Raw genomic sequence first — 23811 nt, 5'->3', positions numbered from 1 at the left:
CGTCCGGGGATCGCACCGCTCACAACCGACCGGGCGCGGGCCGATCGGCGACGCCCGAGCCGCGCCCGTCCCCGTTCCCCGACCGTGGTCAGCCTCATGACGCAGCGCTACTTCTTCAACCTGGTCGGCCCGGCGCGTGCGATCGAGGACCCGACGGGCGTCGAGGCCGATACGCCGGACCAGGCTGAGGCCGAAGCGCGGGCGGTCATCGCCGAGATGCGGGCGAGCGGCGACCTCCCGCTTCTCGGGGAGGATTGGCACCTCGAGATCCGCGACGGGACCGGCCGGCTGGTGCGATCAATTTCCCTCGCCTGAGGCGCGGGAGCCCGCCTGTTGCAGAACCTGCCGCACATGGGCGCGGATCTGAGCGCCCACATGTGCATCACCCTCATGTGCGTCACCCTGGATACGTGCCTCGTCCCGGCCGCCCGCATGCGGCGCGGAAGTGTCCGGCGTCAGGGGAGCCGCCTGCTCCTTGGGTCGAACCTTACCGCCGAGCGACATCGTGGCTGTCTCCTGCCTGGGTCCCCGGTCCGGCTGCTAGGCATCCGCGCGAGAGGGAACGGCCGGCCGCAGCACCTCGCGGTGCGCTGCGACACGGCCCGTCACTCCCTGCCGACGCCCCGCGCCGAACTTGTCCTGTTGATGAGAATCGAACCGGCTCAGGTGTACCGGTTCTCGGCGCCGACAAACAATGAAAAAGTCGTTAAACCGTTCCCTGGCGAAGTGCTGAGACTCTTCTGCAACGCATCTTATGTTAATGAATCTCAGCGGCCCTCGCCGCCGATGCGGGAGAAATCGGCCACCTCCCGGGTCGCCGCCCGCAGGGCATTGAGCAAGGCGAGGCGATTGGCGCGAAGACCCGCCTCGTCGGCATTCACCGTCACCTTGTCGAAGAAGGCATCGACGGGCGCGCGCAGGGCCGAGAGCGCCCGCATCGCGCCCTCGAAATCCTCGGCCGCGACTGCCTTGCCCGCCTCGGCGCCGTTACTCCGCAGTGCCTCCGCGAGGGCCGATTCCTCGGGCAGGCTCAAGAGGGCTGGGTCCGGCGCCGCATCGTAGGCGCGGCCGTCCTTCTTCTCCTCGATGCGCAGGATGTTGGCGGCACGGCGATAGCCGGCGAGCAGGTTCTTGCCGTCCTCGGTGTCGAGGAAGCGGCCGAGCGCCTCGACCCGGCGCACCACCATCAGCAGGTCGTCCTGGCCGGGCAGGGCGAAGACGGCGTCGATGAGGTCGTGGCGCGCGCCCTGGTCGCGCAGGTAAACCTTCAGGCGGTCGGCGAAGAACGCCAGCAGGTCGCCCGCGAAAGCGTCCGACTTCTGCCCGTGGCCGGCCGCAGCGGCGGCGATCTGTGCCCGCAGGGGCAGTCGCGCCTCGCTGGCGAGAATCAGCCGGATCACCCCGAGCGCCGCGCGGCGCAGGGCATAAGGGTCCTTGCTCCCCGTCGGCGTCTCGCCGATCGCCCAGAAGCCCACCAGCGTGTCGAGCTTGTCGGCGAGCGCCACCGCCACCGAGACCGGCTCGGACGGCACCCGGTCGCCGGGGCCGAGCGGCTTGTAGTGCTCCTCGATCGCGGCGGCGACTGCTGGATCCTCGCCCTGCTCGGCCGCGTAGTAGCGGCCCATCAGGCCCTGCAATTCGGGAAACTCGCCGACCATCTCGGTGACGAGGTCGGCCTTGGCGAGACGGGCCGCCCGCTCGGCGAGGTCGGGGTCGGCCCCGACCACCGGCGCCAGGGCCCGGGCGAGGCCGGCGATGCGCTCGACCCGCGCGGCCTGCGTGCCGAGCTTCTCGTGGAACACGATGCTCTCGAGTTTGCTCAGCCGGTCCTCCAGCCGCACCTTGCGGTCGGTCTCCCAGAAGAAGGCCGCGTCGGAGAGCCGCGCGCGCACCACCCGCTCGTTGCCGGCGACGATCGCCGCGCCGCCGTCGGAGGCGACGAGGTTCGAGACCAGGATGAAGGCGTTGGCCAGGCGCTCGCGCCCGTCCGGGCCGGGGGCCCCGCGCAGCACGAAGCACTTCTGGTTCGCCCGGATCGTGGCGCGGATCACCTCCGGGGGGATCGCGAGGAAGCGCTCGTCGAAGGCGCCCATCAGGGTCACCGGCCACTCGACGAGGCCCGCGACCTCCTCCAGCAGGCCCTCGTCCTCGACGAGGTCGAGGCCGCGCGCGAAGGCGAGGTCGCGGGCGTCGTGCAGGATGATGTCCTTGCGCCGCTCGGAATCGAGCACCACGAAGGCCCGCTCGAGGGCCGGCAGGTAATCGGCGAAGCGGCGCACCTCGATGGCTTTCGGCGCCAGGAAGCGGTGGCCGCGCGTCATCAGCCCGGCCTCGATCCCGTCGACGGAGAACGGCACCACCTCGGGCGTCTCGGTCTCGGGGCCGAAGCTCGCGACGATCGAGTGCAGCGGCCGCACCCAACGCAAGCTACCGGGCTCGCGGGAGGCGGCGCCCCAGCGCATCGATTTCGGCCAGGGGAAGCTCCTGACGATCGCCGGTAGGATCTCGGCCAGGACCTCGATCGTCTCGCGGCCGGGCCGCTCGATCACCGCGACGTAGAACTCGCCCTTCTTCGGGTCGGAGACGATTCTGGCCTCGTCGAGGCTCGCGAGACCGGCGCTCTTCAGGAAGCCCTGCACCGCGCCCTCGGGGGCGCCGACACGGGGGCCTTTGCGCTCCTCGCGCACGTCCTGGCCGCGGGGCGGCAGGCCGGCGACGTGGAGGGCGAGGCGGCGGGGCGTCGCGAAGGCCTTGGCGCCCTCGTAGAGGAAGCCGCGCTCGACCAGCGCGTCGGTGACGAGCTTGCGCAGATCCTCGGCGGCGCGCCGCTGCATGCGGGCGGGGATTTCCTCGGAGAAGAGTTCGAGCAGCAGGTCGGGCATCGGGCGGCCTCAAGGCTCTGCTTCAGCGGAGCCCAGGATCGAGAAAGGGCGTGGCGGGGGTGTAGCGCCGGGCGGCGCGGATGTCAGGCGGTCGGCGCGTCGCCGGCGAGGCCGCCCGCCTCGGTGCGCCGCCAGGCCTCGCCGCAGGCCTTGGCGAGCTCGCGCACCCGCAGGATGTAGCTCTGGCGCTCGGTCACCGAGATCACCCCGCGCGCGTCGAGCAGGTTGAAGACGTGGCTGGCCTTGATGCACTGGTCGTAGGCTGGCTGCGCCATGCGGTGGCGGGTGTCGTTGCCGCGTCGGTCGGCTTCGCCGCCCGGCCCGGGCTCGCCGGCCTGGAGGTAGGCCCGGCAGGCGGCCTCGGCGTCGCGGAACTGCCGGAACAGCATCTCGGTGTCGGCGGCCTCGAAGTTGTGGCGCGAATATTCCTGCTCGGCCTGCAGGAAGACGTCGCCGTAGGTGACCTTCTCGTCGCCCTCGCGGCCGTTGAAGTTGAGGTCGTAGACGTTCTCCACGCCCTGGACGTACATCGCCAGGCGCTCGAGGCCGTAGGTCAGCTCGCCTGCGACCGGGGCGCATTCGAAGCCGGCGACCTGCTGGAAGTAGGTGAACTGGCTCACCTCCATCCCGTCGCACCAGCATTCCCAGCCGAGCCCCCAGGCGCCGAGCGTCGGGCTCTCCCAGTCGTCCTCGACGAAGCGGATGTCGTGCAGGCCGAGATCGACCCCGATCGCCTTCAACGAATCGAGGTAGAGTTCCTGGAGGTTCGGCGGGTTCGGCTTCAGGATCACCTGGAACTGGTAATAGTGCTGCAGCCGGTTCGGGTTCTCGCCGTAGCGCCCGTCCTTCGGCCGGCGCGAGGGCTGGACGTAGGCGGCCTTCCAGGGCTTGGGGCCCAGCGCCCGCAGGGTGGTGGCCGGATGGAACGTGCCCGCCCCGACCTCCATGTCGTAGGGCTGCAGGATCACGCAGCCTTGCGCGGCCCAGAACCGCTGGAGCGTCAGGATCAGCCCCTGGAACGAGCGGGTCGGCTGGAGGTCGGCGTCGGTGGCGGTCATCTGCTCGCGGTATCCGCTCGGGCTGTGCATGGCGCGGACCCTTAGAACCGGCGCCTGCTGAGTCAAGCGCGGGTGCGCCGCCGCACCCGCCCACCGGGGCGCCGGAACCAGATCACGGCCAAGCTCGTTGACAGTACAGATCAGAGCATCACGACGCCCACTGGGGCGCAAGACTTGCGGGAGACTGTCCGTGACCCACCGCCTGACCTTGGTCGCCGCCGCCGCGCTCCTGTCCCTGGTCGCGACCCCGCTGGTGGTGCGGGCGGGTTCGGACGCGCCGAAGGCCGAGCCGGCGCCCGTCGCCGTCGAAGCTGCCCGGCCTGCCGCCGCCGAGGCGTCGGCCCCCGCCTGCCGGTCGGTGCGGGTGGTCTATGCGGGCTATGGGGCGCCGGCCTGCGGGCGGTAAGGATTGCCCTGTCGTCTCGTTATTCCGGGGCCGCGCGGCGGAGCCCAGGATCCAGAACCGCTGAGGGTTCAGGATGAAGCAAGGGACATTTTGCTTCGTTCCGCATCACCTGCACTTCTGGATCCCGGGCTCTCGCTCGCGGCGAGCCCCGGGATGACTCTGTGTGTTGGTAATCGTCAGCTCATCTTACAGAGATCGGAAGCCCAGGGCTCACAGCACCGGCATAGCCCCCGCCACCGTCACCAGCGCCCCGGAGGTGTAGCTGCTCTCGTCCGAGGCCAGCATGACGTAGGCCGAGGCGAGCTCCGCCGGCTGGCCCGGGCGACCGAACGGGACTTGGCTGCCGAACGACTTCACCGAATCCTCCTCCATCCCGGACGGGATGAACGGCGTCCAGATCGGGCCCGGGAGCACCCCGTTCACCCGCACGCCCTTCTCGGCCAGCAACTGCGCGAGGCTCAGCACCAGGTTGCTCAAGGCGCCCTTGGTGGCGCTGTAGGCGAGCAGCGACGGCATCGGGTGCTTGGAGTTCACGGATGATGTGAAGATCACCGAGGCACCGGGCTTGAGATGCGCCATCGCCGCCTTGGTCACATAGAAGGACCCGAAGACGTTGGTGCGGAAATGGTCCTCGAACACCTGATCGTCGATCGCGTCGAGATCCTGGTTCGGCTGCTGGAAGGCGCCGTTGTTCACCACCACGTCGAGACGGCCGAAGGCCTCGATGGTGCGGGCGACGATCTCGCGACCGTAAGACCGCTCCTTGAGGTCGCCCGGCAGCAGCAGGGCGCGGCGCCCGGCCTTCTCCACCCATTGCGCGACGGCCTCGGCGTCGCCCTGCTCGGAGGGCAGGTAGGAGATCGCCACGTCGGCGCCCTCGCGGGCATACGCGATGGCGACCGCGCGGCCGATGCCGGAATCGCCCCCGGTGATCAGGGCCGCCCGGCCGGTGAGCTTGCCGGAGCCCTTGTAGCTCGCCTCGCCGTGGTCGGGCTCCGGTCTCATCCGGCCGGTGAGGCCGGGGAAGCTCTGCGGCTGGCCCTCGAAGGGCGGGCGGGGATGCTTGGTGAGCGGGTTCGGAAAATCGGACGACATGAGGGACGGCCTCCGGCTGTCGGGGGTCAGGCCGCCGTCAACCGGGGAGGCCCCCGGCCGTTCCCTGCTCTCCCTCGGGATCTCCCTCGCGCCTCCTCCCTCACTCCTCCCGCGAGCCGTCATCCTGGCCCAGGGCATCCTCCTCACGACCGGGGATGGCGTAGCGCCCGCTGAGCCAGCGCTGCAGATCCACGTCGGCGCAGCGCTTGGAGCAGAACGGCTTGAATTCCGGCACCGCCGGCTTGCCGCAGATCGGGCAGGGGGCAGGTGCCGGGGTGTCGTCGTCGGGCGTCGTCACGCGCGCCTCCTGTCGCCGTCAGGCCGCGTCGCGCCAGGCGCCGCGGACCGGGTAACCCTCGCCCTCGAGCAGCCCGACCGTCTCGTAGAGCGGCAGGCCGACCACGGCGCTGTAGGAGCCGACGAGCTTGACCACGAAGGAGCCGGCGAGCCCCTGGATCGCGTAGCCCCCGGCCTTGCCGCGCCACTCGCCGCTGGCGAGGTAGGCGTCGATCTCCCGGGCCGACAGGCGCTTGAACCGTACCCGGGTCTCGACCAGGCGCTCCCGCGGCCGGTCCTTCGGGCCGACGACGCAGACCGCGGTGTAGACCCGGTGGGCCCGGCCGGAGAGCAGCCGCAGGCAGGCCGCCGCCTCGTCGGTCACCTCGGCCTTCGGCAGGATGCGCCGGCCCACCGCCACCACGGTGTCGGCCGCCACCACGTAGCCCTGGCGCAGCTCCTCGGTGCCGCGCGCCGCCGCCACCGCCACGTCGAGCTTGGCCCGGGCGAGCCGGCGCACCAGGTCGCGGGGCTTCTCGGATTTCAGCGGCGCCTCGTCGAGGTCGGCCGGCAGCAGGGCGTCCGGCTCCAGCCCCGCCTGCTGCAGCAGGGCGAGGCGCCGGGGCGAGGCCGAGGCGAGGACGAGCTTCGGGCGCGCGGCCTGCGGGATCGGGGAGGTCTCGGTCATGAAGCGCCGTGTCTCGGAGGGGATGCCATGCCCGATGCCCTATCTGGCCGATGAAATCCAGCATCGCGGGTTCGAGCTGCGGCGCAGCGGCGTCGCCGGGTCCTGCGGGATGCGGGCCGGCGCCGCGGCGCTTTCCGGTATTCGCCAGGCCTGTTTCGAGGATGATCGGGATGGCCTCATCCGGTCGGGCGTCGGTGACTCGAAGGGTGCCAACGTCCGTGCCAGTTTTTAACAACGTTTTATGCTTTGTGCCTTACGTTGGGTCACAGAGATGTCCTCGTTGGCCGGGCGCGAGCGCGGCCGGATCCCCGCAAGGTCCGATGCGTGTCGTCCTCGTCGAGCCCGGCTCGATCCTCCGCAAGACTGTCACCCGCCTCCTCGAGGATGGCGGGCACCGGGTCGATGGCTTCTCCGATTCGGAGCGGGTGCTCGCCCATGTCGCGGCCCACGAGGACGTGGCCTGCGTCATCACCAGCCTCGAGGTCGCCCCGCTCTGCGGCCTGGAACTGTGCTGGAGCCTGCGCTCGCTCGCCGGCACGACGCGGCCGCTCGCGGTGATCGCGATGTCGGCGGACCGGGCCGGACGGCGCCTCGGCGAGGTGCTCGACAGTGGCGCCGACGATTTCATCGTGAAGCCGCCGGAGGCGATCGCGCTGCATGCCCGCCTGCGGGTGGTCGAGCGCGCCCTGACCCTTCAGCGCCGGCTGATCCACGAGGCCGACACCGATTCGTTGACCCAGCTCCTCAGCCGCGGCGGCTTCACGCGCCGGGCGCGGGCCTGCCTCGCGACGCTCGGACTCCACGATCCGCTCACCGCCCTGATGATCGACATCGACCGCTTCAAGGCGATCAACGACCGGCACGGCCATGACGGCGGCGACCGGGTGATCCGCGCCGTCGCCGACGTGCTCAAGGAGACGGGAGCGCTCTCTGGCCGGATCGGCGGCGAGGAATTCGCCGTGCTGATGCCCAGCCACGGCCTCGGCAGCGCCGGGGTGGTGGCGGAGCGGATCCGCAAGGGCTGCGCCCGCCTGCGGGTGCCGGGCCGCCACGGCCCGATCCCCGTGACCTGCAGTCTCGGGCTCACCGCCTGGGTCGCGGGCGACACGCTCGAGACCCTGCTCGCCCGTGCCGACGGGGCGCTCTACGCCGCGAAGGCGGGCGGGCGCGACCAGGTGGTGTCGGCGGCGGGGAGGCAGCTCGAGCGGGTGAGCTGAGGCATCGCCTCGATCCGAACATGGATCGTCGGCCGCGCCTCGCCCTCCGGAATGGAGCGAGCCGGACACGATCGCGCCCGGCCCCCCTCGCCATGCCGGGTCGGCCCGGGGAAGTCCGGGCCGATCCCATCCTCAGGCCATCGCCTCGTTGCGCAACCGGTCGTAATCCGGCTTCGGCAGCGGCACCGCGCGGGGCTGGCCGAGATCCTTCATCGGGATGCGGTAGGTCTCCCGGGCGCTGAAGGCCGCGACCGCCGCCACTGCGGTGATCGCCAGCGTGATGGCGCCGATGGTGAGCGGGATGTTGGCCGAGCCGGGTGGCGCCACGGTGGCGAACAGGGCCGGCAGCATCGCGGTCACGGCGGTGCCGAGGTTCTGCGAGATCGCCATCGCGGAGACCCGGGTGCGGGTCGGGAACAGCTCGGGGTAGAAGCTCGGGAAGACCGCATTGTAGCCCTGGTAGACCACGCCCCACATCAGCAGCGACATCACGATCGCCAGCGGCACGTTGGCGATGCTGATCGCGTAGAGGTAGCCGAAGGACAGCAGGCCCGAGCCCAGCGCCCCGACGATGATCGGCGGGCGCCGGCCGATCTTGTCCGACAGGTTGCCGACGAACGGGATCACGATCACCGCCAGGATGTTCCCGAGCACCGGGATCCAGAGGTAGACGTCCTTGTGGAAGCCGACACCGTAGGCCGCCTGGACCGCGTAGGCCGCGCCGAAGATCGTGGTGACCACCGGGATCACGTTCATCAGCGCCATGCACACCACCCGCAGCATGTCGGGCCAGGAGGTCGAGAACGCCTCGACGATCGGCGCGCGGGCGACCTCGCCCTGCTTCTCCTCCTCGGCGAAGGCCGGGGTCTCGTCGACCTCGCGGCGGATGATGTAGCCGGCGATGATGACGAGGAAGCTCAGGAGGAACGGGATGCGCCAGCCCCAGGAGTTGAAGGCCTCGGTCGGCATGTAGTGGGCGAGCGGCAGGAACACCGCGGCGGCGAGGATCTGGCCGGCCTGGACGCCCTGCAGGGTGAAGCTGGCGAAGAAGCCGCGGCGGCCGAACGGCGCGTGCTCCATCGTCATCGAACTCGCGCCCGAGATCTCGCCGGCGACGGCGAAGCCCTGGATCAGGCGCAGGATGACGAGCAGGATCGGGGCGAGGATGCCGACCTGGTTGTAGGTGGGCAGGAGGCCGACCGCGATGGTCGAGAAGCCCATCAGGAACATGCACACGATGAGCACGTGCTTGCGCCCGTGGGTGTCGCCCCAGTGGCCGAGCACGAAGGCGCCGATCGGCCGGCTGACATAGCCGACGCCGTAGGTGGCGAGCGAGGCCACGATCGCCACGGTCGGGTTGTTGGATGGGAAGAACAGCTGCGGGAAGATCAGCGAGGCCGCCGTCGCGTAGATGAAGAAGTCGTAATACTCCAGCGCCGATCCGATCCAGCCGCTCGCGGCGGCTTTCTTCGATTGCTGTCGGTCGTGGACGTGGTCGCCTGGTATCGCACTCATCGGGTGTTCCTCCATTGTTTGACAGGATCCGTGCCGCCTTCGGGATCCGGGCGGCATCGCGTCGTCCCGGGTATTCTTCGAGTGTAGCGAGACGAATGGCGTAAAGTAATCTTCAATCAAAACCTGGTGCGCGCAATTCCATATTGGGCCCCGAAAAGCAAGGGTAAGGCCGAGCTTGCGTGCGCACTATCAGGCGGCGAGGGGCGCCACCGCGCGGTCGAAGGCCCGCTCCATCGCGCAGGCCGGTGCCTCGCGGCCCGTGAACAGCGCGAAGGCGTCGAGAGCCTGGTGGATGGCGAGCTCGCGCCCGGTCATGGTGCGGGCGCCGATCCGGGCCGCCTCCGTCAGCAATGGCGTCCAGAGCGGGGAATAGACCGCGTCCGTCACCCACATCCCGGGGCGGAGCCGATCGAGGGGGACCGGGGTGCCGCGGTCCGGCAGCATGCCGACCGGCGTGCCGTTGACGATGCCCTTCGCGCCCTCGACCGCCTCCTCGACCCGGCGGCACACCCGCAACCGCGCGTTGCCGGCACATGGGCCTTCGAGGGCGGCCGCCACCGCCTCGGCCTTGGCCGGGTCGGCATCGACCAGCCGGACCTCGAGGCCGGGAAAGCCGGCGAGCGCCACCGCGACCGCCTTGCCGACGCCACCGGCGCCGATCAGCGCCACCGGACCCTCAGGCGTCGACCCGAAGGCCTGCTTCAGGGCGCGGGCGAAGCCCGTCATGTCGGTGTTGTGCCCGAAGAGCCGCCCGTCCCGGACCACGATCGTGTTGACGGCGCCGACGGCGCGCGCGCCCGGCGATAGCTCGTCGAGGAGCGGCAGGACCGTCTCCTTGTAGGGATACGTGACGTTGACGCCTGAGAAGCCGATCGGGGTGAGGGCGGCCAGCAGGCCGCGCAAGCGTGCGGCATCGGTCCCCGGGACGTCGATGAGCTGGTAATGGGCCCGCAGGCCGACCGCCTCGGCCGCGGCCTCGTGCATCGCCGGCGAGGCGGAATGGGCGATCGGCGATCCGATCAGCCCGAGCAGGATGGGTCTGGCATGTCCATGAGCCATGATCCGACGGCCCTTGTTCGTTGCGCCCGCTCGTGGCGGGCTCTTCCTGGACCGCAAATTACTCCCGTCGCGCCCGCATCCTGAGTACCAATTTGCGCGAGGATCGTAACATCATGTTACGGTATGCCGGGCCGTACGGCCCGGAAGGCTGACCTGTCCCGGCCGCGCCATCTCCTGGCGCAGGTCGCGCACGAAGCTCGCGGCGAACATGCTGAGCGCGGTTCCGGCCTTCATGGCGATCCAGGTCTCGAAGACCGGCGCCTCGTCGATCGGCAGCACGCGGATGCCCGGGAAGGCGTCGTACGCGATGGTGAACTGGTCGATCACCGCGATGCCGAGGCCGGCCCGCACCAGCGAGCACACCGTCGAGCCGAATCGGGCGCGGATCGTGATCCCGTAGGACAGGCCGCGCTCGCGGAAGATGTCGGACATGATCCGGCCGTAGGGATCGTTCGGGTCGATGCCGATCAGCGGATGGCGGACGATCTCATCGGCCGAGATCGAGGATCGCGATGCCAGCGGATGGTCGAGCGGCACGATGCAGAACAGGCCGCCGCGGGCGAGGGGCTCGAAGGTCAGAGCCGGATGGTCGAAGCGGTAGCTCATCGCCACCACCTCGCCCTTGCCGAGGAGCAGGTAGTCGATCGCCTCCTCGAGCTTGAGGATGTTGATGTCGATGACGAGGTGGGGATAGGCCGCGCGCACCCGCTCGATCGCCCGCGGCACCATCACGTGCGAGATCGACGGCACCGAGCCGATCAGCAGGTCCTGCCCCGCCCCCCCTTGCGTGCGCTCGAGGACGAAGCGCAGGTCCTCGACCTTGTCGAACACGGCGTTGATCTGCTCGAAGACGTGGCGCGCCTGCTCGGAAGGCACCAGGCGCCCGGCCCGCCGGTCGAACAGGCGGAAGCCGAGCGACGTCTCGGTGTACTTCATCAGCCGGCTGATGCCCGGCGCCGAGACGTTGAGGAGCCGGGCCGCACCCGCGATGGTCCCGGTCACCATCACGGCGCGGGCGACCTCGATCTGGCGCAGCGTCAGCATCCGATGTCCTTCGCGTGGGTCGGCCTCGGCTCAGATGTGCGAGAATGCCGGCCCGAGGCAAATGCCACGCGGGCTCGTTCCATGGCGGCCTTGGTCGGTGCTACACACGGGATGGCGCAGTCCACCCGCCCGAGGACCGACCCGAGACTCCATGCGCGTCCTCTTCGTCCACCAGAACTTCCCCGGTCAGTACCGCCACGTCGCCCCGGCTCTCGCCGCGCGGCCCGGTACCGAGGTCGTGGCGCTCGGCATCAATCCCGCGCCCGCCCTGCCGGGGGTGCGCCATCTCCGCTACGCGGTCGCCGGCCGCTCCAGCCCCGGGATCCATCCGCTGGCGGCAAATTTCGAGACCGCGACCCTGCGGGCCGAGGCCGCGGCGCGGGCAGCGCTCGCGCTCAAGGCCGAAGGCTTCGTGCCGGACGTGATCTGCGGCCATTCGGGCTGGGGCGAGACCCTGTTCCTCAAGGATGTCTGGCCGCAGGCCCGGCTCCTGACCTTCGCGGAGTTCTACTATAGTGCGTCCGGAGCCGATTCCGGCTTCGATCCCGAATTTCCGGCGCCAGAGGACGACGCCTTCCGCACCCGCGCCCGCAATGCCGGGCAGCTCGTCGCGTTCGAGGCCTCGGACCGGCTCGTCAGCCCCACCGCCTGGCAGGCGAGCCGCATCCCGGCCGCGTTCCGCGACCGGATCAGCGTCATCCACGACGGCATCAACACGGATCTCCTGCGGCCCGACCCGGGCGCCCGCATCACGCTGGGCCGCGACCGGCTGTCCCTCGGCGCTCGCGACGAGATCGTCACCTTCGTCAACCGCAACCTCGAACCCTATCGCGGCTATCACAGCTTCATGCGGGCGCTGCCCGAGATCCTGCGCCGGCGGCCGAAGGCCCGGGCAGTGATCGTCGGCGGCAGCGACACGAGCTACGGCGCCAGGCCCCCCGCCGGACGGACCTGGCGCGAGATCTTCCTCGACGAGGTCCGGCCGGAGCTCGACCTGTCCCGGGTCCACTTCGTCGGCAAGATTCCCTACCGCGACTACGTCGACCTGCTGCGGGTCTCGGCGGTCCACGTCTACCTGACCTACCCGTTCGTCCTGTCCTGGTCGATGCTGGAGGCGATGGCACTCGGCGCCTGCATCGTCGGCTCGGCGACGCCGCCGGTCGAGGAGGTGATCCGCCACGGCGAGAACGGGCTCCTGGTCGACTTCTTCTCGGGAACCCAGATCGCCGAGGCGGTGGTCTCGGTCCTGTCCGATCCCGGAGCCGTCGCCCCCTTGCGGGCTGCGGCGCGGCAGACCGCGCTCGCCTATGATCTCAAGCGGGTCTGCCTGCCGGCACACTTGCGCCTGATCGAAGCGGTCGCTGCCGGTGGCGGCTGACGCAGGTGCGCGACGGGGACCCGCGGCACCGCCGGACCTCACCCGCCATTTGCCGAGAACGCGAATCAGTGGCACGCCAATGCTTCGCGCGCTTGGAAAATGTTAGTGTTATGGCGCCCATCTGTCTGGAGGAGAGGAGGGGCCTTTGACGACGCCGAGTCTGCACATCGTCGGGGAAACGCCGGCGGGGGGCATCCCGCTGTCCGAACTCCTCGGGGCCCTGAGCCACGCCCTCGATCTTACCGAGGGCCAGCCGCCCGGCCACTGCGTCCGCGCCACCTGGATCGGCATGCATGTCGGCCGGGAGATGGGCCTGGATGCCGACCGGCTCTGGGAACTCTACTACACGGTGATGCTGAAGGACCTCGGCTGCTCCAGCAACGCGGCGCGGATCTGCGAGCTGTACCTATCCGACGACCTCGGCTTCAAGCGCGACTTCAAGACGGTGAGCGACAGCCTGCCCCAGGTGCTGGGCTTCGTCTTCTCGCATACCGGGCTCAAGGCGGGCCTGGCCGAGCGCTTCCGGGCGGTCCTCAACATCCTGCAGAATGGCGGCGAGATCGTCGATGACCTGATCCAGACCCGCTGCCAGCGCGGGGCCGAGATCGCCGCCCGGCTGCGCTTCCCGCCGAGCGTCTGCGCGGCGATCCACGCCCTCGACGAGCACTGGAACGGCAAGGGCCGGCCCGACCGTCGCGTCGGGCCCGAGATTCCGCTCTACGCCCGCGTCGCGCTGCTCGCGCAGGTCGTCGACGTCTTCCATACCAGCGCCGGGCCGGCGGCGGCGCTCGCCGAGGCGCGGGCCCGGGCCGGCACCTGGTTCGATCCCGCCGCGGTCACGGCCCTTGAACGGGCGACGGAAATGCCGGGCTTCTGGGACGTCCTGGCCTCCGGGACGGTCGCGGACGCCGTCGCGGCCCTGGAGCCGGCGCGCGCCGGCCACATCGTCGACGAGGAGTACCTCGACGACATCGCCCGCGCCTTCGCGCAGGTGATCGACGCCAAGAGCCCGTTCACCTCCGGCCATTCCGAGCGGGTCGCGGTCTATGCCGACCTGATCGCGGCCGAACTCGGCTACGATCCACAAGCCCGGCGCTGGTTGCGCCGGGCGGCTTTGCTGCACGATGTCGGCAAGCTCGGGGTCTCGAACGCGATCCTCGACAAGAACGGCAAGCTCGACGAGGCCGAGTGGCGCGACATGCGCAACCACGCTCTCCTGTCGGAGACGATCCTCGCCCGGGTCGCCGCCTTCCACGCCATCGCCCGGATCGGCGGCGCCCATCACGAGCGCCTCGACGGCAAGGGCTATCCCCGCGGCCTGAAGGGCGACGCCATCGCGCCGGAGACGCGGATCGTCTCGGTGGCGGACGTGTTCGACGCGCTCACCGCGAACCGTCCCTACCGCGCCGCGATGCCGGTCCCGAAGGCGCTCGGCATCATGCGCGAAGAGGTCGGCACCGCCTTCGACCCGGCCTGCTTCGCGGCGCTGGAGCGGGTGATCGCCGGGCTCGACGGCGACCTGTCCCGGGCGGCCTGACGGCCGCCCGCGGAGGCTTATACCCTCGCGCCGTCGCATCGCCGTGTCGATGCGACGGCGACCGGCGCATCAGCGCCGGCGCCCGTTCGGGCTTGCCTGGCCCCTTCGAACGCGTCCGTTCGAAGGGGCGGCGGTCTTACTCGATCGAGGCCGTCGCTTCGACGATCTCCCGCGCCCGGACCGGGATCACCGTGACGGCGTCGCCGGTGCGGGTGATGGTGACGGCCCGGGCCGCGGCGCCGGCCTCGCGCGGTGTCGAGACCGTGACGCTCTGCCCGGAGGCCAGCACCGCCTCGAACCGGGCGGCGGGGGCGGCGGCGCGGGGCGCCAGGGTCACGGTCACCCGGTAGCCCGCGGGCTCGGGCGTATAGTAGGCCACCCCGGCGAGCGTGCCGAGATCGAGGCTGGCCGCCCCGGCCGGGCGCAGTTCCCCGGCGGAGGCCGCGCCGGCGGCGAGCGTCCCGGCGACCGCCAGGATGAGGGTGCGAAGGGTCGTCATGATCGTCGTCCTGTCCGTGGCGGGGTCCAGCGGCCCCGCATCCATGGACGTGATATGCGCTGCGGTGCAGCATGGATCAAACAGATCGCATCGATAATGGCTATTGATCATATCGATCTCTCCCGGGTCGATCTCAACCTCCTGGTGGCCCTCGACGCGCTGCTCGCCGAGCGCAGCGTGACCCGGGCGGCGGCGCGCATCGGCATCGGCCAGTCGGCGATGAGCAGCGCGCTCGGGCGCCTGCGGACCCTGTTCGACGACGAGCTTCTCACCCGTGCCCCCGAGGGAATGCGTCCGACGCCGCGGGCGCTCGCCCTCGCCGAGCCGCTGCGGATCGTGCTGCGCCAGGTCCAGGTCCTGGTGCGCCGCGACGAGGCTTTCGATCCCCGCACGGTGGCGCGCACCTTCACGATCAGCCTGCCCGACAGCACCGAGGTCCTGCTCGGCACGCGGCTGCTCGCCTATCTCCGCCAGGAGGCGCCGGGGGTCAGCCTGCTGCTGCGCTCCGTCGACCGGGCGCATGTCCTCCAGGAGATCGACGCAGACCGGCTCGACCTCGCCATCGACCTGTCGTTCCGCGGGCAGATGCACCACAAGCAGCGCCTGCTCTACCGCGACAGCTACGTCTGCCTGTTCAACGCCGCCCTGGTGGGGCTGACGCCGCCGATCTCGCTCGACGACTACCTGCGCTTCCCCCACGTGCTGACGAGCCTGCGCGAGACCGCCCACGGGGTGGTGGACGATGCGCTGGCCAGGATCGGCCGCAGCCGCACCCTCGCGGTCACCTCGCCGCGCTTCCTGGCGGTGCCGTTCCTGGTGCGCAGCGCGCCGGTGCTCACCACCATGCATGCCCGCCTGGCGCATCTCTTCGCCGAGACCCTCGGGCTGACGGTGAGCCCGACCCCGGTGCCCCTCGACGACGTGGCGGTCGGCATGCTCTGGCACGCCTCCTACGACGACGACCCGGCTCATCGCTGGCTGCGCGACCTGCTGCGGCGCCTGGCGAGTGAAGCGCCGGCGACTCGCTGACTTCGGCGAGGCGCCGGTCGTTTCCTGGCACCCAGGCCCTGCCGGTGCGGCGCGCGAGCCGCTATGCTGGCGGGATTCACCTTCGACCCGAACCGACCCTGGACCTTTTCCCGTGCGCCTGACCCAGATCACCCACCACGACCTCGACGGCTACGGCGCCGCGACCCTCGTCGCGGCCTATGCCGAGCCGGCCCGGATCGTGCACGTGCCGCGCTACGGCGATGTCGGCCCGGTCGTCGACGACGAATTGAAGCGCCTCGGCAAGACCAAGGCGGCGGAGATGGTGCTGATCACCGATCTCGGCATCGAGGAGCCGACGATCGCCTTCCTGCGCCGCTTCGCCGCCATGAACCGCAAGCGCGACCCGGAGGCGCCGCACCGGCTGGTGGTGCTCGACCACCACACCTCCTCGATCGACCAGATGCGCCGCCAGGGCCTGGAGCCGAAGGCCGAGGCGGACAACCCGCGCCTGTCGCGCTTCGATCTCGGCGACCCCTCCGTCACCGTCCTGGTCGACGAGGCGTCGAGCGCGACGAAGATGGTCCAGACCCACCGCGCCCTGTTCGCTACCCGCGAGGCCGACCCGGCCCGCGCCGAGGACCTGGCGCTCCTCGTCGCCTCCGTCGACGCCCTCGACCTCTGGCGCAAGGACGATCCGCATTTCCCCGGCGGCTTCGCCCTCGACGAGATCTTCTGGGACAATGTCGGCACCCTGGTGCCGGTCGGGCATCCGGCGCACGACCCGTTCGTGGCCCGCCTGCTCATCGAGGCGACCGCGCGCTTGCGCGCCGGCGCCACCCCGGCCGAGCTGGAGCGCGCCGTGCCGGCGATCCGCGGCGCCATCGTCGACGAGCTGATGCGCGACGAGCCCGGCGACGATGCGAGCCTGACCACCCGGCAGCGGATGGCCCGGGCGCTCGCCCGCTCCGACGCGCTGTTCCACGCGCTCCCGGACGGCACGCTCCTGTCCTTCGCCCTCGATGCCGGCACCTTCCAGCGGGTCTCGGACCTGGTGATGGCGAGCGGGCGCGCGAAGCGCCTGGTCAACGTGCAGCGCGCCGGCACCCTGTCGTTCCGCTCGATCGACGGCACCGCCCTCGATGGCGCCCGCCTCTTCCGCGGCGGCGGCCACCAGGACGCCGCCGGCGGCAAGCTCCCGAGCGGCACCGCCTTCTCCCTCGCCGACGCCGTGGCCCAGGTCGAGCCGGTGCTGACCCCGCAAAAGAGCGCGGCCGCCGACAGCCCGTTCGCGGCGTTGAAGAACTGGAAGGGATAGCGCGGGGGGCCGGCTCTCTCGCCCGCGCCTCGCGCTGTCCCCGGGCAGCCCTGCGGCGCCCGGGCGCCTCAGGAGCTCGTCCGCCCGTCGCCGAGAACGACGATCCGGCCGGCTTTGTCGGTCTCCACCCCATCGGGCCTTTGGGACGCCGTCCCCCGGCCGAACGTCTGGGCCCAGGTCAGCGTGATGACCTCGGCTCCCGCATCGCGCGCGTCCTGGCTCTCCCGGGACGCACGGCGGCGCCCGGCCCCGATCCAGCGCCTGACGAGAGGCTCGCCGGCGCGCGGCATCCCCGGCATGCCGACGGATCTCCATCGCCGCCCGCTCCCTCGCCGCACCCGCCTGCCTCCCCTTCAACGAAGATGGGGCAGCATGTCGGGCGCGGACGGCGCCGGGACGATCGCCATCCGTCTCAATTGCTTCAGCCGGCGTCCCAATCGGCCGGGTCAGGCGTCGAGCGTCAGGACCCAGTCGTAGAAGCCGTCCCAGCCGCCGGCCGTCCGATTCGGCGGTGGGCGCCGCTCGGGCGACGCGCCCTCGGCCCGCGCCGCGGCCTTCACGTCGGCGGGGCTCGCGTCGAACTCGGCGCGAAAGGCGGTGGTGAAGCTCGCCGGGCTGCCGTAGCCGTAGCGATAGGCGATCTCGGAGACCCGCGCGGCGTGCCCGCTCCCCTCGGCGAGATCCCGGTAGGCGCGGGCGAGCCGGCGGCGGCGGATATACTCGACCACGCCGCCCAAGGGCGCGAACAGGCGGTAGAGCGCGCTGCGCGAGACGCCGAAGCGGCGGCAGATCTGCTCCACGCTCAGGTCGGCGGACCCGATCTCGGCGTCGATGTGGCTGCGGATGGCGAGGAGAACCGGCGCGCGCTCCGAGAGCCGCTCGGTCGGGCCGGTCCCAGTGATCGTGCGCGCCGCCGCGGACAGGAGGCAGGCCGTGGCCTGCGCGGCGACGCGCGCCTCCGCGGGGCTGAAATGCGGCACGTTCCGGCCGAGCGAGCGCAGATGGTCGCTGACCAGCGCCCCGAACGGGTCGGAGCCGCGCAGGACCGTCCCGTGCGCCTCGCCCAGCCGGGCCCCGCCTTCCGGGAACAGGCCGCGCGGGATGATGACGGTAATGGCGCGGTAATCGGTCGAATCCAGGGAGAGGGGCTGCGCCAGGTCGAGCAGGGCGACGTCCCCGGGACCGATCGGCACCTCCTCCCCGGCGACCCGGATCGTCGCCCGCCCGTCCATCCGGAGCTGCGCCGCCACGTGGTCGACGCCCATGCGGGCGACGAGGCCGCGCGACCGCTCGTTGCGCAGCTCCGAAGCCGCGGTCAAGCCGATGATCGCGTTGCCGAGGTGATAGACCTCCGACCGGCCGCGGAAATCCGGGGTGTCCTCCTTGCGGATCTCGACGTCCCAGAACGGCGCCACGGCCTCGCGCCAGGCCGAGATCTTGCGCGGCCCGAAAGTCGAGCCTTCCAGACTCAGGTTGGGGCCGCGCAGGGTCATCTCAGGCTCGAAGCTGGGGTGGCGCGCCACCCCTGGTGGCATCAGGCTCGCATGCCGACCAAGCTCGTGCAAATCGATTTGTCGCGAGGGATCGGTCCCCCCTCGGCCCGTCGGTGCGGCACCCGCCGGACCACCGGCGCGGAGGCCGCCCGGCCGCTACCGCCAGCCCGCGCCTACGCCCGCAGCCGCCCCGTCCGTCCTCTCCCCGATCCAGACCACGTGCCGCCCGCCGCTCCCGGCCGAGCGGACCTTGTGCTCCTCGACCGCGAAGCCGCCGCGCTGCAGGCGGGACTTGAACTTGCGGTCGGGGCTCTCCGACCACACGCCGAGCAGCCCGCCCGGCCGCAAGGCCCGGTGGGCGCGGCCGAGGCCCGCGACGTCGTAGAGACGGTCGTTGGTGCGCTGGACCAGCCCCTCCGGTCCGTTGTCGACGTCGAGCAGGATGGCGTCGTAGCCGCCGGGACTCGCCGCGATGAGGTGGTGGACGTCGGTCTCGTGCAGGGCCACCCGGGGATCGTCGAGGCTGCCGGCGAACAGGTGCGCGAGCGGTCCCCGGGCCCAGGCGGCGACGGCCGGAATCAGCTCGGCGACGACGATCTCGGCGCCCGGCCCGAGCTCGCCCAGGGCCGCCCGCAGGGTGAAGCCCATGCCGAGCCCGCCGATCAGCACCCGCGGCGCCTGTCGGTCGCGCAGGCGCGCGCAGGCGAGGCTGGCGAGCGCCCGCTCCGAGCCGCTGCGGCGGCTGTTCATCAGCTCGATCGAGTCGACCACGATCGCGAACTCGTCGCCCCGGCGCATCAGCCGCAAGGACGCGGTCTCGCCGGGGATGGCGCTGGTGTCGAGGTGAACCCAGGGAATCAAGAATCGAACTCCATCGGGACCGCGCCGTGCCGGGGGGAGTGGCGACGGTCCGCGATCAGGGACAGGACAAGGGGGACGCAACACGGGCGGGAGCCGTTCCGGGGCGGAACCGCCGGGCATCGGCCGGCGGCCGCCACGGCCTGCCGGAACCGTGCCGGCTATCGCACGCGCAAGGGAGCTACGTCGAGGGAGCCACGTCGAGGGAGCCGCCGAGGGCAGCATGAGCGGGGGACGCGGGCGGGAGGACGTCTGTCCTCGGTGGGCGTTCCGTGCCATAGTTCCGAGGATGAGCGACAACGAATTCTATCCCTTCACCATCGAGGTGGCCCCGCTGAGCAGCCCGAAAGGAAAATTCGGCTGGGCGATCCGCAAGCACGGCAAGCTGCTCGAGCGGTCGGACCGGCCGCACGACAGCGAGGAGCGGGCCTATGCCAGCGCCACCGCCGCCGTGGAGCGCGCCTTCCGCCCGGCCGATCCGCGCCGACGCTGAGCGGCGCCGGTCGCGGCACGATCGGGTCGGCCTTCGTCGAACTCCCGCCCCCGCCCCCGTCGAGCCGGCCCGCGGTTCGGCGGAGGGCTCCTGCCTCGATCGCCGCACGCGATTGCCGCCACGGCCCGCCCGTCGTCCGCACGGAGGGCTCCGCGCCGATAATCAAATGTGAAGAGGAATCCGCCTTGCCGGCGGCGGCAAAACCGTTCATCATCGAACAAACGATCATTGGTTGATTTTCCTGGACCTCGTCGCCCGACAGCTTGGCCCGACAGCTTGGGCAACGGGTCCGAAATATCCTTCCGATATGATCGCGAAATCTGTCCAGCGGCACCGATCGCGGGCAGAAGCGCCTCCGGCGGGTCCGCCAATCCCGCATGAGAGGATCGGCCATGGCCAAGATGTTCATCACCGGCTCGGCCCGCAGCCCGTCGAACGAGGAGTTCAAGGCGCGCGTCGCGCGTCTGGCGGAGATGCCGGCCCACACGGCGTCGCCCGTGGCGGCGCGCAGGAACAAGCCCCCGAAATCCTCGTTCACGCAGCCGCCGCTCAAGCCGTCGTCGGACGGGGCTGCGGAGGAGATGGACTGAGCGCGTCCGTCCGCTTCCGCCCCGTGCCGAAGCGCTGATATGTTAGGCCCTGCTCGCCGGCGCGTCGCGCGCCGGCCCCGCGGCAGGAGAGCCCCCGATGAGCTTCGTGACCACCGGCGACGGCGTTCAGATCTTCACCAAGGATTGGGGGCCGCGCGAGGCGCAGGCCATCGTGTTCCATCACGGCTGGCCGCTCTCCTCCGACGACTGGGACGCGCAGATGCTGTTCTTCTTAGCGAACGGCTACCGGGTCGTGGCGCATGACCGGCGCGGCCACGGCCGCTCGTCGCAAGTCGCTGACGGGCACGACATGGACCATTACGCGGCGGATGCGGCGGCGGTGGTGCACCAACTCGGCCTCATCAATGCGATCCATATCGGCCATTCGACCGGCGGCGGCGAGGTCGCCCGCTACGTCGCGCGCCACGGCGAGCCGCAGGGGCGGGTCGCCAAGGCGATCCTCGTCAGCGCCGTGCCGCCCCTGATGCTCAAGACCGAGGCCAATCCGGGCGGCCTGCCGATCGAGGTCTTCGACGGGTTTCGCGCCGCGCTGGCGGCCAACCGGGCGCAGTTCTTCCTCGATGTCCCGACCGGGCCGTTCTACGGCTTCAACCGGCCGGGCGCGCAGGTCCAGGAGGGCGTGATCCGCAACTGGTGGCGCCAGGGGATGATGGGCGGCGCCAAGGCGCATTACGACGGCATCAAGGCCTTCTCCGAGACCGACCAGACCGAGGACCTGCGGGCGATCTCGGTGCCGACCCTCGTGCTGCACGGCGAGGACGACCAGATCGTCCCGATCGAGGCCGCCGGCCGCAAATCGGTGACGCTTCTGCGCAACGGCACGCTCAAGACCTATCCGGGCTACAGCCACGGCATGCTGACGGTGAATGCCGAGGCGCTCAACGCCGACCTTCTCGCCTTCGTGAAGGCGTGAACCCCGCCCGCGGAAAGACGACGAAGCCATGCCGGACACGGAAACGGGCTCCGCCGCGGGCGAACCCGACTACGACTGCCTGCTGCGATCGAACCTCGCGCGCGTCTTCAACGAGCGTGATGCCGCGACGCGGGCGGCTGCCCTCGCTGACCTCTTCGTCGACGACCCGGTGATGTTCGAGCCGACGGGCATCGTCCGGGGCCGGGCGGCCATCTCGGCGGTGGCGGGCGGGCTTCTGGAGCAGTTCGGGCCGGATTTCCGGTTCGTCCCGGAGGGCGATGCTCTCGGCCATCACGGCCTCGGGACCTTGCACTGGAGGGCCGGACCGGAGGGCGGCCCCGTCGCGGTGACCGGGATAGACGCGGCCGAGATCGTCGACGGGCGGATCGCGCGGCTCTGGGTCCTGCTGGACCCGCCGCACCCGTAGCGGCCCCGGCAGCCTTCCGGTCACGGGCGGGCGGGAGGCGGTGACCCCGGACCGGGTCCGGGCGACGCGGGCCGTCCCGCCTCCCGCACCACCTCGAGGAAGGCCCTGAGCGGCGCCGGCACCTGCCGACGGCCCGGATAGTAGAGGTGGAAGCCCGGGAAGGGCGGGCACCACGGTGCCAGGAGCCGCACCAGGCGGCCGGCGGCGATGTCGTCGGCCACGTAGCCCTCGAAGACGAGGCCGATCCCGAGCCCGTCGAGGGCGGCGAGCCGGATCAGGTCCTGGTCGCCGAGGATCAGCGGGCCGTCGACCGCGATGGGCGCCGGGATCCCGTCGCGCTCCAGCTCCCAGGGAAAAAGGCTCCCGCCGGGAAAGCGCTGGCGCAGGCAGGCATGGTCCGCGAGATCTGCCGGCGCGTCCGGACTGCCCCTGTGCGCCAGGTAGGCGGGCGCGGCGACGACGGCGAAGCGCTGCGGCCCGCTCAACGGCACGGCCACCATGTCGAGAGCGAGGCGTTCGCCGAAGCGCACCCCGGCATCGAAGCCCTCGCCGACGATGTCGGTGAGGGCGTCGTCGCTCGCCACCTCGACGCGGATCTCCGGATACAGGGAGAGGAAGCGGGCGAGGAGCGGCATCAGCACCAGCCGGCAGGCGCTGCGCGGTGCGTTGAGCCGCAAGGTCCCGGCGGGCCGCGCGGCGGCGGCTGAGGCCGTCGCCATGGCGGCGGCGATGTCGTCGAGGGCGGGCTTGAGCCGCAGCAGCAGGGCGGCGCCGGCCTCGGTCGGGGCGACGCTGCGGGTGGTGCGGTTGAGGAGCCGCACGCCCATGCGCGCCTCCAGCCCGCGCAGGGCGTGGCTCAGCGCCGAGGGCGACAGGCCGAGCTCGGCCGCGGCGCGCCGGAAGCTGCGGTGCCGGGCCACCGCCGCGAAGGCCGCGAGGTCGGGGAGGTCGTCGCGGACCATTGGTGAGCTTGGTTCATCAGTTCATGCGGGACGGCGCAGCTTATCCGGCGGGCGCCGGAACGCCAGATCCGGGCCGTCCGCTCAGGAGTGCTTCGATGCAGCGACGTTCCCTCGGCCGCTCCGGCCTCACCGTCTCCGCCCCCGGCCTCGGCTGCATGGGCTTCTCGGAATTCTACGGCCCGACCGACGAGGCGACGGCGCCCACCGCCCTCGAGGAAGCGCTGGTCCTCGGCTACGACTTCCTCGACACCGCCGACATGTACGGCCAGGGCCGCAACGAGGAGCTGATCGGGCGGGTGCTGAAGGGGCGCCGCGACCGGGTCGTGGTGGCGACGAAGTTCGGCATCGTGCGCGAGGGAGGCACGCGGCGAATCGACAACAGCCCGGCCTACCTCGAAGCCGCCTGCGAGGCCTCGCTGCGCCGCCTCGGCATCGAGACCATCGACCTCTATTACTGCCACCGCCGCGACCCGTCGGTGCCGGTGCCCGAGATGGTCGGCGCGATGGCGCGCCTCGTCGAGGCCGGCAAGGTGCGGGCGCTCGGCCTGTCGGAGGTCTCCCCCGAGACCCTGCGGGCGGCCCATGCGGTCCACCCGATCGCCGCGGTGCAGACCGAGTATTCCCTGTGGAGCCGGGAGCCCGAAGCCGGCCTGCTCGCGGCCTGCCGGGACCTCGATGTCGCCCTCGTCGCCTACTCGCCGCTCGGCCGCGGCTTCCTGACCGGGGCGGTCGATGTCGACAGCCTCGCGCCGGACGACTTTCGCCGCGGTAACCCGCGCTTCCAGGGCGAGGCGCTGGCGCAGAACCGCCGGCTCGCGGAGGCCCTGGGCGCCTTCGCGCGCGAGCGCGGCGCCACGCCCGGCCAGGTCGCGCTGGCCTGGCTGCTGGCCCGCAGCCCGCACGTGATCCCGATCCCGGGCACCCGCCGGCCCGAACGCCTGGCGGAGAACGCAGCCGCCGCCGACCTCGCCCTCACCCCCGCCGACATCGCGGCCCTCGACGCACTGTTCGCCCCGGGCACGGCGGCGGGCGCACGCTACGCCCCGGGCGGCATGGCGGGCATCGAGAGCGCGGCCGGGTAGGGACGACCCTCAC

26 protein-coding genes are annotated in these 23811 nt (G+C 71.4%); 13 read left to right on the top strand and 13 right to left on the bottom strand.

The window, feature by feature from the left end; all coding sequences use genetic code 11:
• Positions 1 to 96 precede the first annotated feature (96 nt).
• Complete coding sequence (locus MFF64_RS26185) at positions 97 to 315, top strand: DUF6894 family protein (RefSeq protein WP_099906412.1); 219 nt, start codon at positions 97 to 99, stop codon at positions 313 to 315.
• A 452-nt stretch (positions 316 to 767) separates the two neighbouring features.
• Here the strand turns inward: MFF64_RS26185 and glyS are convergent, their stop codons facing one another.
• A complete protein-coding gene (gene glyS / locus MFF64_RS26180) occupies positions 768 to 2882 on the bottom strand; it encodes a glycine--tRNA ligase subunit beta (RefSeq protein ID WP_099906399.1) in 2115 nt (704 codons plus the stop codon).
• An 83-nt stretch (positions 2883 to 2965) separates the two neighbouring features.
• Positions 2966 to 3940, bottom strand: a complete 975-nt coding sequence (locus tag MFF64_RS26175; protein ID WP_099906401.1) for a glycine--tRNA ligase subunit alpha — start codon at positions 3938 to 3940, stop codon at positions 2966 to 2968.
• Between the two features lie 190 nt (positions 3941 to 4130).
• Here MFF64_RS26175 and MFF64_RS26170 point away from each other — a divergent pair, with 190 nt between their 5' ends.
• Positions 4131 to 4346, top strand: coding sequence for a hypothetical protein (locus MFF64_RS26170; RefSeq protein WP_238192786.1), 216 nt, complete (start codon positions 4131 to 4133; stop codon positions 4344 to 4346).
• 210 nt (positions 4347 to 4556) lie between these two features.
• Here MFF64_RS26170 and MFF64_RS26165 read toward each other — a convergent pair whose 3' ends face one another.
• The 3 genes from MFF64_RS26165 to MFF64_RS26155 form a co-directional block, all read right to left on the bottom strand.
• Complete coding sequence (locus MFF64_RS26165) at positions 4557 to 5441, bottom strand: SDR family oxidoreductase (RefSeq protein ID WP_099906403.1); 885 nt, start codon at positions 5439 to 5441, stop codon at positions 4557 to 4559.
• A 100-nt stretch (positions 5442 to 5541) separates the two neighbouring features.
• Positions 5542 to 5739: a DNA gyrase inhibitor YacG gene (yacG, locus tag MFF64_RS26160; RefSeq protein ID WP_099906405.1), complete on the bottom strand. Its 198-nt coding sequence runs from the start codon at positions 5737 to 5739 to the stop codon at positions 5542 to 5544.
• Positions 5740 to 5757: 18 nt separating this feature from the next.
• Positions 5758 to 6405, bottom strand: coding sequence for a Maf-like protein (locus MFF64_RS26155; protein ID WP_099906408.1), 648 nt, complete (start codon positions 6403 to 6405; stop codon positions 5758 to 5760).
• Between MFF64_RS26155 and MFF64_RS26150 the strand changes: the two genes are divergently transcribed.
• Positions 6404 to 6637: a hypothetical protein gene (locus tag MFF64_RS26150; RefSeq protein WP_099906410.1), complete on the top strand. Its 234-nt coding sequence runs from the start codon at positions 6404 to 6406 to the stop codon at positions 6635 to 6637. The two genes, MFF64_RS26155 and MFF64_RS26150, sit on opposite strands and share 2 nt — an antisense overlap.
• 88 nt (positions 6638 to 6725) lie before the next feature.
• Positions 6726 to 7622 (top strand): GGDEF domain-containing protein, encoded by an 897-nt coding sequence (locus MFF64_RS26145; protein ID WP_238192785.1) that lies wholly within the window; start codon positions 6726 to 6728, stop codon positions 7620 to 7622.
• Positions 7623 to 7754: 132 nt separating this feature from the next.
• Here MFF64_RS26145 and MFF64_RS26140 read toward each other — a convergent pair whose 3' ends face one another.
• From MFF64_RS26140 to MFF64_RS26130, 3 genes are all read right to left on the bottom strand, one after another.
• Positions 7755 to 9137 carry an MFS transporter gene (locus tag MFF64_RS26140; RefSeq protein WP_238192784.1) on the bottom strand — a complete coding sequence of 461 codons (1383 nt, stop codon included), beginning with the start codon at positions 9135 to 9137 and terminating at the stop codon, positions 7755 to 7757.
• Positions 9138 to 9326: 189 nt separating this feature from the next.
• Positions 9327 to 10196, bottom strand: a complete 870-nt coding sequence (locus MFF64_RS26135) for a shikimate dehydrogenase (RefSeq protein ID WP_099907399.1) — start codon at positions 10194 to 10196, stop codon at positions 9327 to 9329.
• Positions 10197 to 10307: 111 nt separating this feature from the next.
• Positions 10308 to 11240, bottom strand: coding sequence for a LysR family transcriptional regulator (locus MFF64_RS26130; protein WP_099907401.1), 933 nt, complete (start codon positions 11238 to 11240; stop codon positions 10308 to 10310).
• A 151-nt stretch (positions 11241 to 11391) separates the two neighbouring features.
• Here MFF64_RS26130 and MFF64_RS26125 point away from each other — a divergent pair, with 151 nt between their 5' ends.
• Complete coding sequence (locus tag MFF64_RS26125; protein WP_099907402.1) at positions 11392 to 12618, top strand: glycosyltransferase family 4 protein; 1227 nt, start codon at positions 11392 to 11394, stop codon at positions 12616 to 12618.
• Positions 12619 to 12778: 160 nt separating this feature from the next.
• Positions 12779 to 14155 carry an HD-GYP domain-containing protein gene (locus MFF64_RS26120; protein ID WP_099907412.1) on the top strand — a complete coding sequence of 459 codons (1377 nt, stop codon included), beginning with the start codon at positions 12779 to 12781 and terminating at the stop codon, positions 14153 to 14155.
• 136 nt (positions 14156 to 14291) lie between these two features.
• Here MFF64_RS26120 and MFF64_RS26115 read toward each other — a convergent pair whose 3' ends face one another.
• Positions 14292 to 14654 carry a hypothetical protein gene (locus MFF64_RS26115; RefSeq protein ID WP_099907404.1) on the bottom strand — a complete coding sequence of 121 codons (363 nt, stop codon included), beginning with the start codon at positions 14652 to 14654 and terminating at the stop codon, positions 14292 to 14294.
• A gap of 96 nt (positions 14655 to 14750) precedes the next feature.
• Between MFF64_RS26115 and MFF64_RS26110 the strand changes: the two genes are divergently transcribed.
• Both MFF64_RS26110 and MFF64_RS26105 read left to right on the top strand, forming a co-directional pair.
• A complete protein-coding gene (locus tag MFF64_RS26110; RefSeq protein WP_099907406.1) occupies positions 14751 to 15683 on the top strand; it encodes a LysR family transcriptional regulator in 933 nt (310 codons plus the stop codon).
• 112 nt (positions 15684 to 15795) lie between these two features.
• A complete protein-coding gene (locus MFF64_RS26105; RefSeq protein ID WP_099907408.1) occupies positions 15796 to 16959 on the top strand; it encodes a dimethylmenaquinone methyltransferase in 1164 nt (387 codons plus the stop codon).
• Between the two features lie 68 nt (positions 16960 to 17027).
• Here the strand turns inward: MFF64_RS26105 and MFF64_RS26100 are convergent, their stop codons facing one another.
• The 3 genes from MFF64_RS26100 to MFF64_RS26090 all read right to left on the bottom strand — a co-directional run bounded on the left by MFF64_RS26100 (position 17028) and on the right by MFF64_RS26090 (position 19313).
• A complete protein-coding gene (locus tag MFF64_RS26100; protein ID WP_099907410.1) occupies positions 17028 to 17258 on the bottom strand; it encodes a hypothetical protein in 231 nt (76 codons plus the stop codon).
• 147 nt (positions 17259 to 17405) lie between these two features.
• Positions 17406 to 18482 carry an AraC-like ligand-binding domain-containing protein gene (locus tag MFF64_RS26095; RefSeq protein ID WP_238192782.1) on the bottom strand — a complete coding sequence of 359 codons (1077 nt, stop codon included), beginning with the start codon at positions 18480 to 18482 and terminating at the stop codon, positions 17406 to 17408.
• Between the two features lie 126 nt (positions 18483 to 18608).
• Positions 18609 to 19313: a spermidine synthase gene (locus MFF64_RS26090; protein WP_238192781.1), complete on the bottom strand. Its 705-nt coding sequence runs from the start codon at positions 19311 to 19313 to the stop codon at positions 18609 to 18611.
• A 286-nt stretch (positions 19314 to 19599) separates the two neighbouring features.
• Between MFF64_RS26090 and MFF64_RS26085 the strand changes: the two genes are divergently transcribed.
• From MFF64_RS26085 to MFF64_RS26070, 4 genes are all read left to right on the top strand, one after another.
• Positions 19600 to 19803, top strand: a complete 204-nt coding sequence (locus tag MFF64_RS26085) for a hypothetical protein (protein ID WP_099955438.1) — start codon at positions 19600 to 19602, stop codon at positions 19801 to 19803.
• 392 nt (positions 19804 to 20195) lie between these two features.
• Entirely contained in the window at positions 20196 to 20393 is a 198-nt protein-coding gene (locus tag MFF64_RS26080) for a hypothetical protein (RefSeq protein WP_099903353.1), read from the top strand.
• Positions 20394 to 20490: 97 nt separating this feature from the next.
• Complete coding sequence (locus tag MFF64_RS26075; protein ID WP_099903355.1) at positions 20491 to 21327, top strand: alpha/beta fold hydrolase; 837 nt, start codon at positions 20491 to 20493, stop codon at positions 21325 to 21327.
• Between the two features lie 28 nt (positions 21328 to 21355).
• Positions 21356 to 21754 (top strand): nuclear transport factor 2 family protein, encoded by a 399-nt coding sequence (locus MFF64_RS26070; protein ID WP_099903357.1) that lies wholly within the window; start codon positions 21356 to 21358, stop codon positions 21752 to 21754.
• A 20-nt stretch (positions 21755 to 21774) separates the two neighbouring features.
• On the opposite strand, the gene MFF64_RS26065 is transcribed toward MFF64_RS26070, so the two are convergent.
• Positions 21775 to 22716 carry a LysR family transcriptional regulator gene (locus MFF64_RS26065; protein WP_099903359.1) on the bottom strand — a complete coding sequence of 314 codons (942 nt, stop codon included), beginning with the start codon at positions 22714 to 22716 and terminating at the stop codon, positions 21775 to 21777.
• Positions 22717 to 22811: 95 nt separating this feature from the next.
• Here MFF64_RS26065 and MFF64_RS26060 point away from each other — a divergent pair, with 95 nt between their 5' ends.
• The gene (locus MFF64_RS26060) at positions 22812 to 23798 is read left to right on the top strand and encodes an aldo/keto reductase (RefSeq protein ID WP_238192780.1); all 987 of its coding nucleotides are present in this window, start codon (positions 22812 to 22814) and stop codon (positions 23796 to 23798) included.
• Positions 23799 to 23811 lie beyond the last annotated feature (13 nt).

Source organism: Methylobacterium frigidaeris (genome assembly GCF_022179185.1).
Taxonomy (GTDB): domain Bacteria; phylum Pseudomonadota; class Alphaproteobacteria; order Rhizobiales; family Beijerinckiaceae; genus Methylobacterium; species Methylobacterium frigidaeris.
The sequence above is the reverse complement of the archived record's forward strand: the minus strand, read 5'-3'. Positions and strand labels throughout refer to the sequence as shown.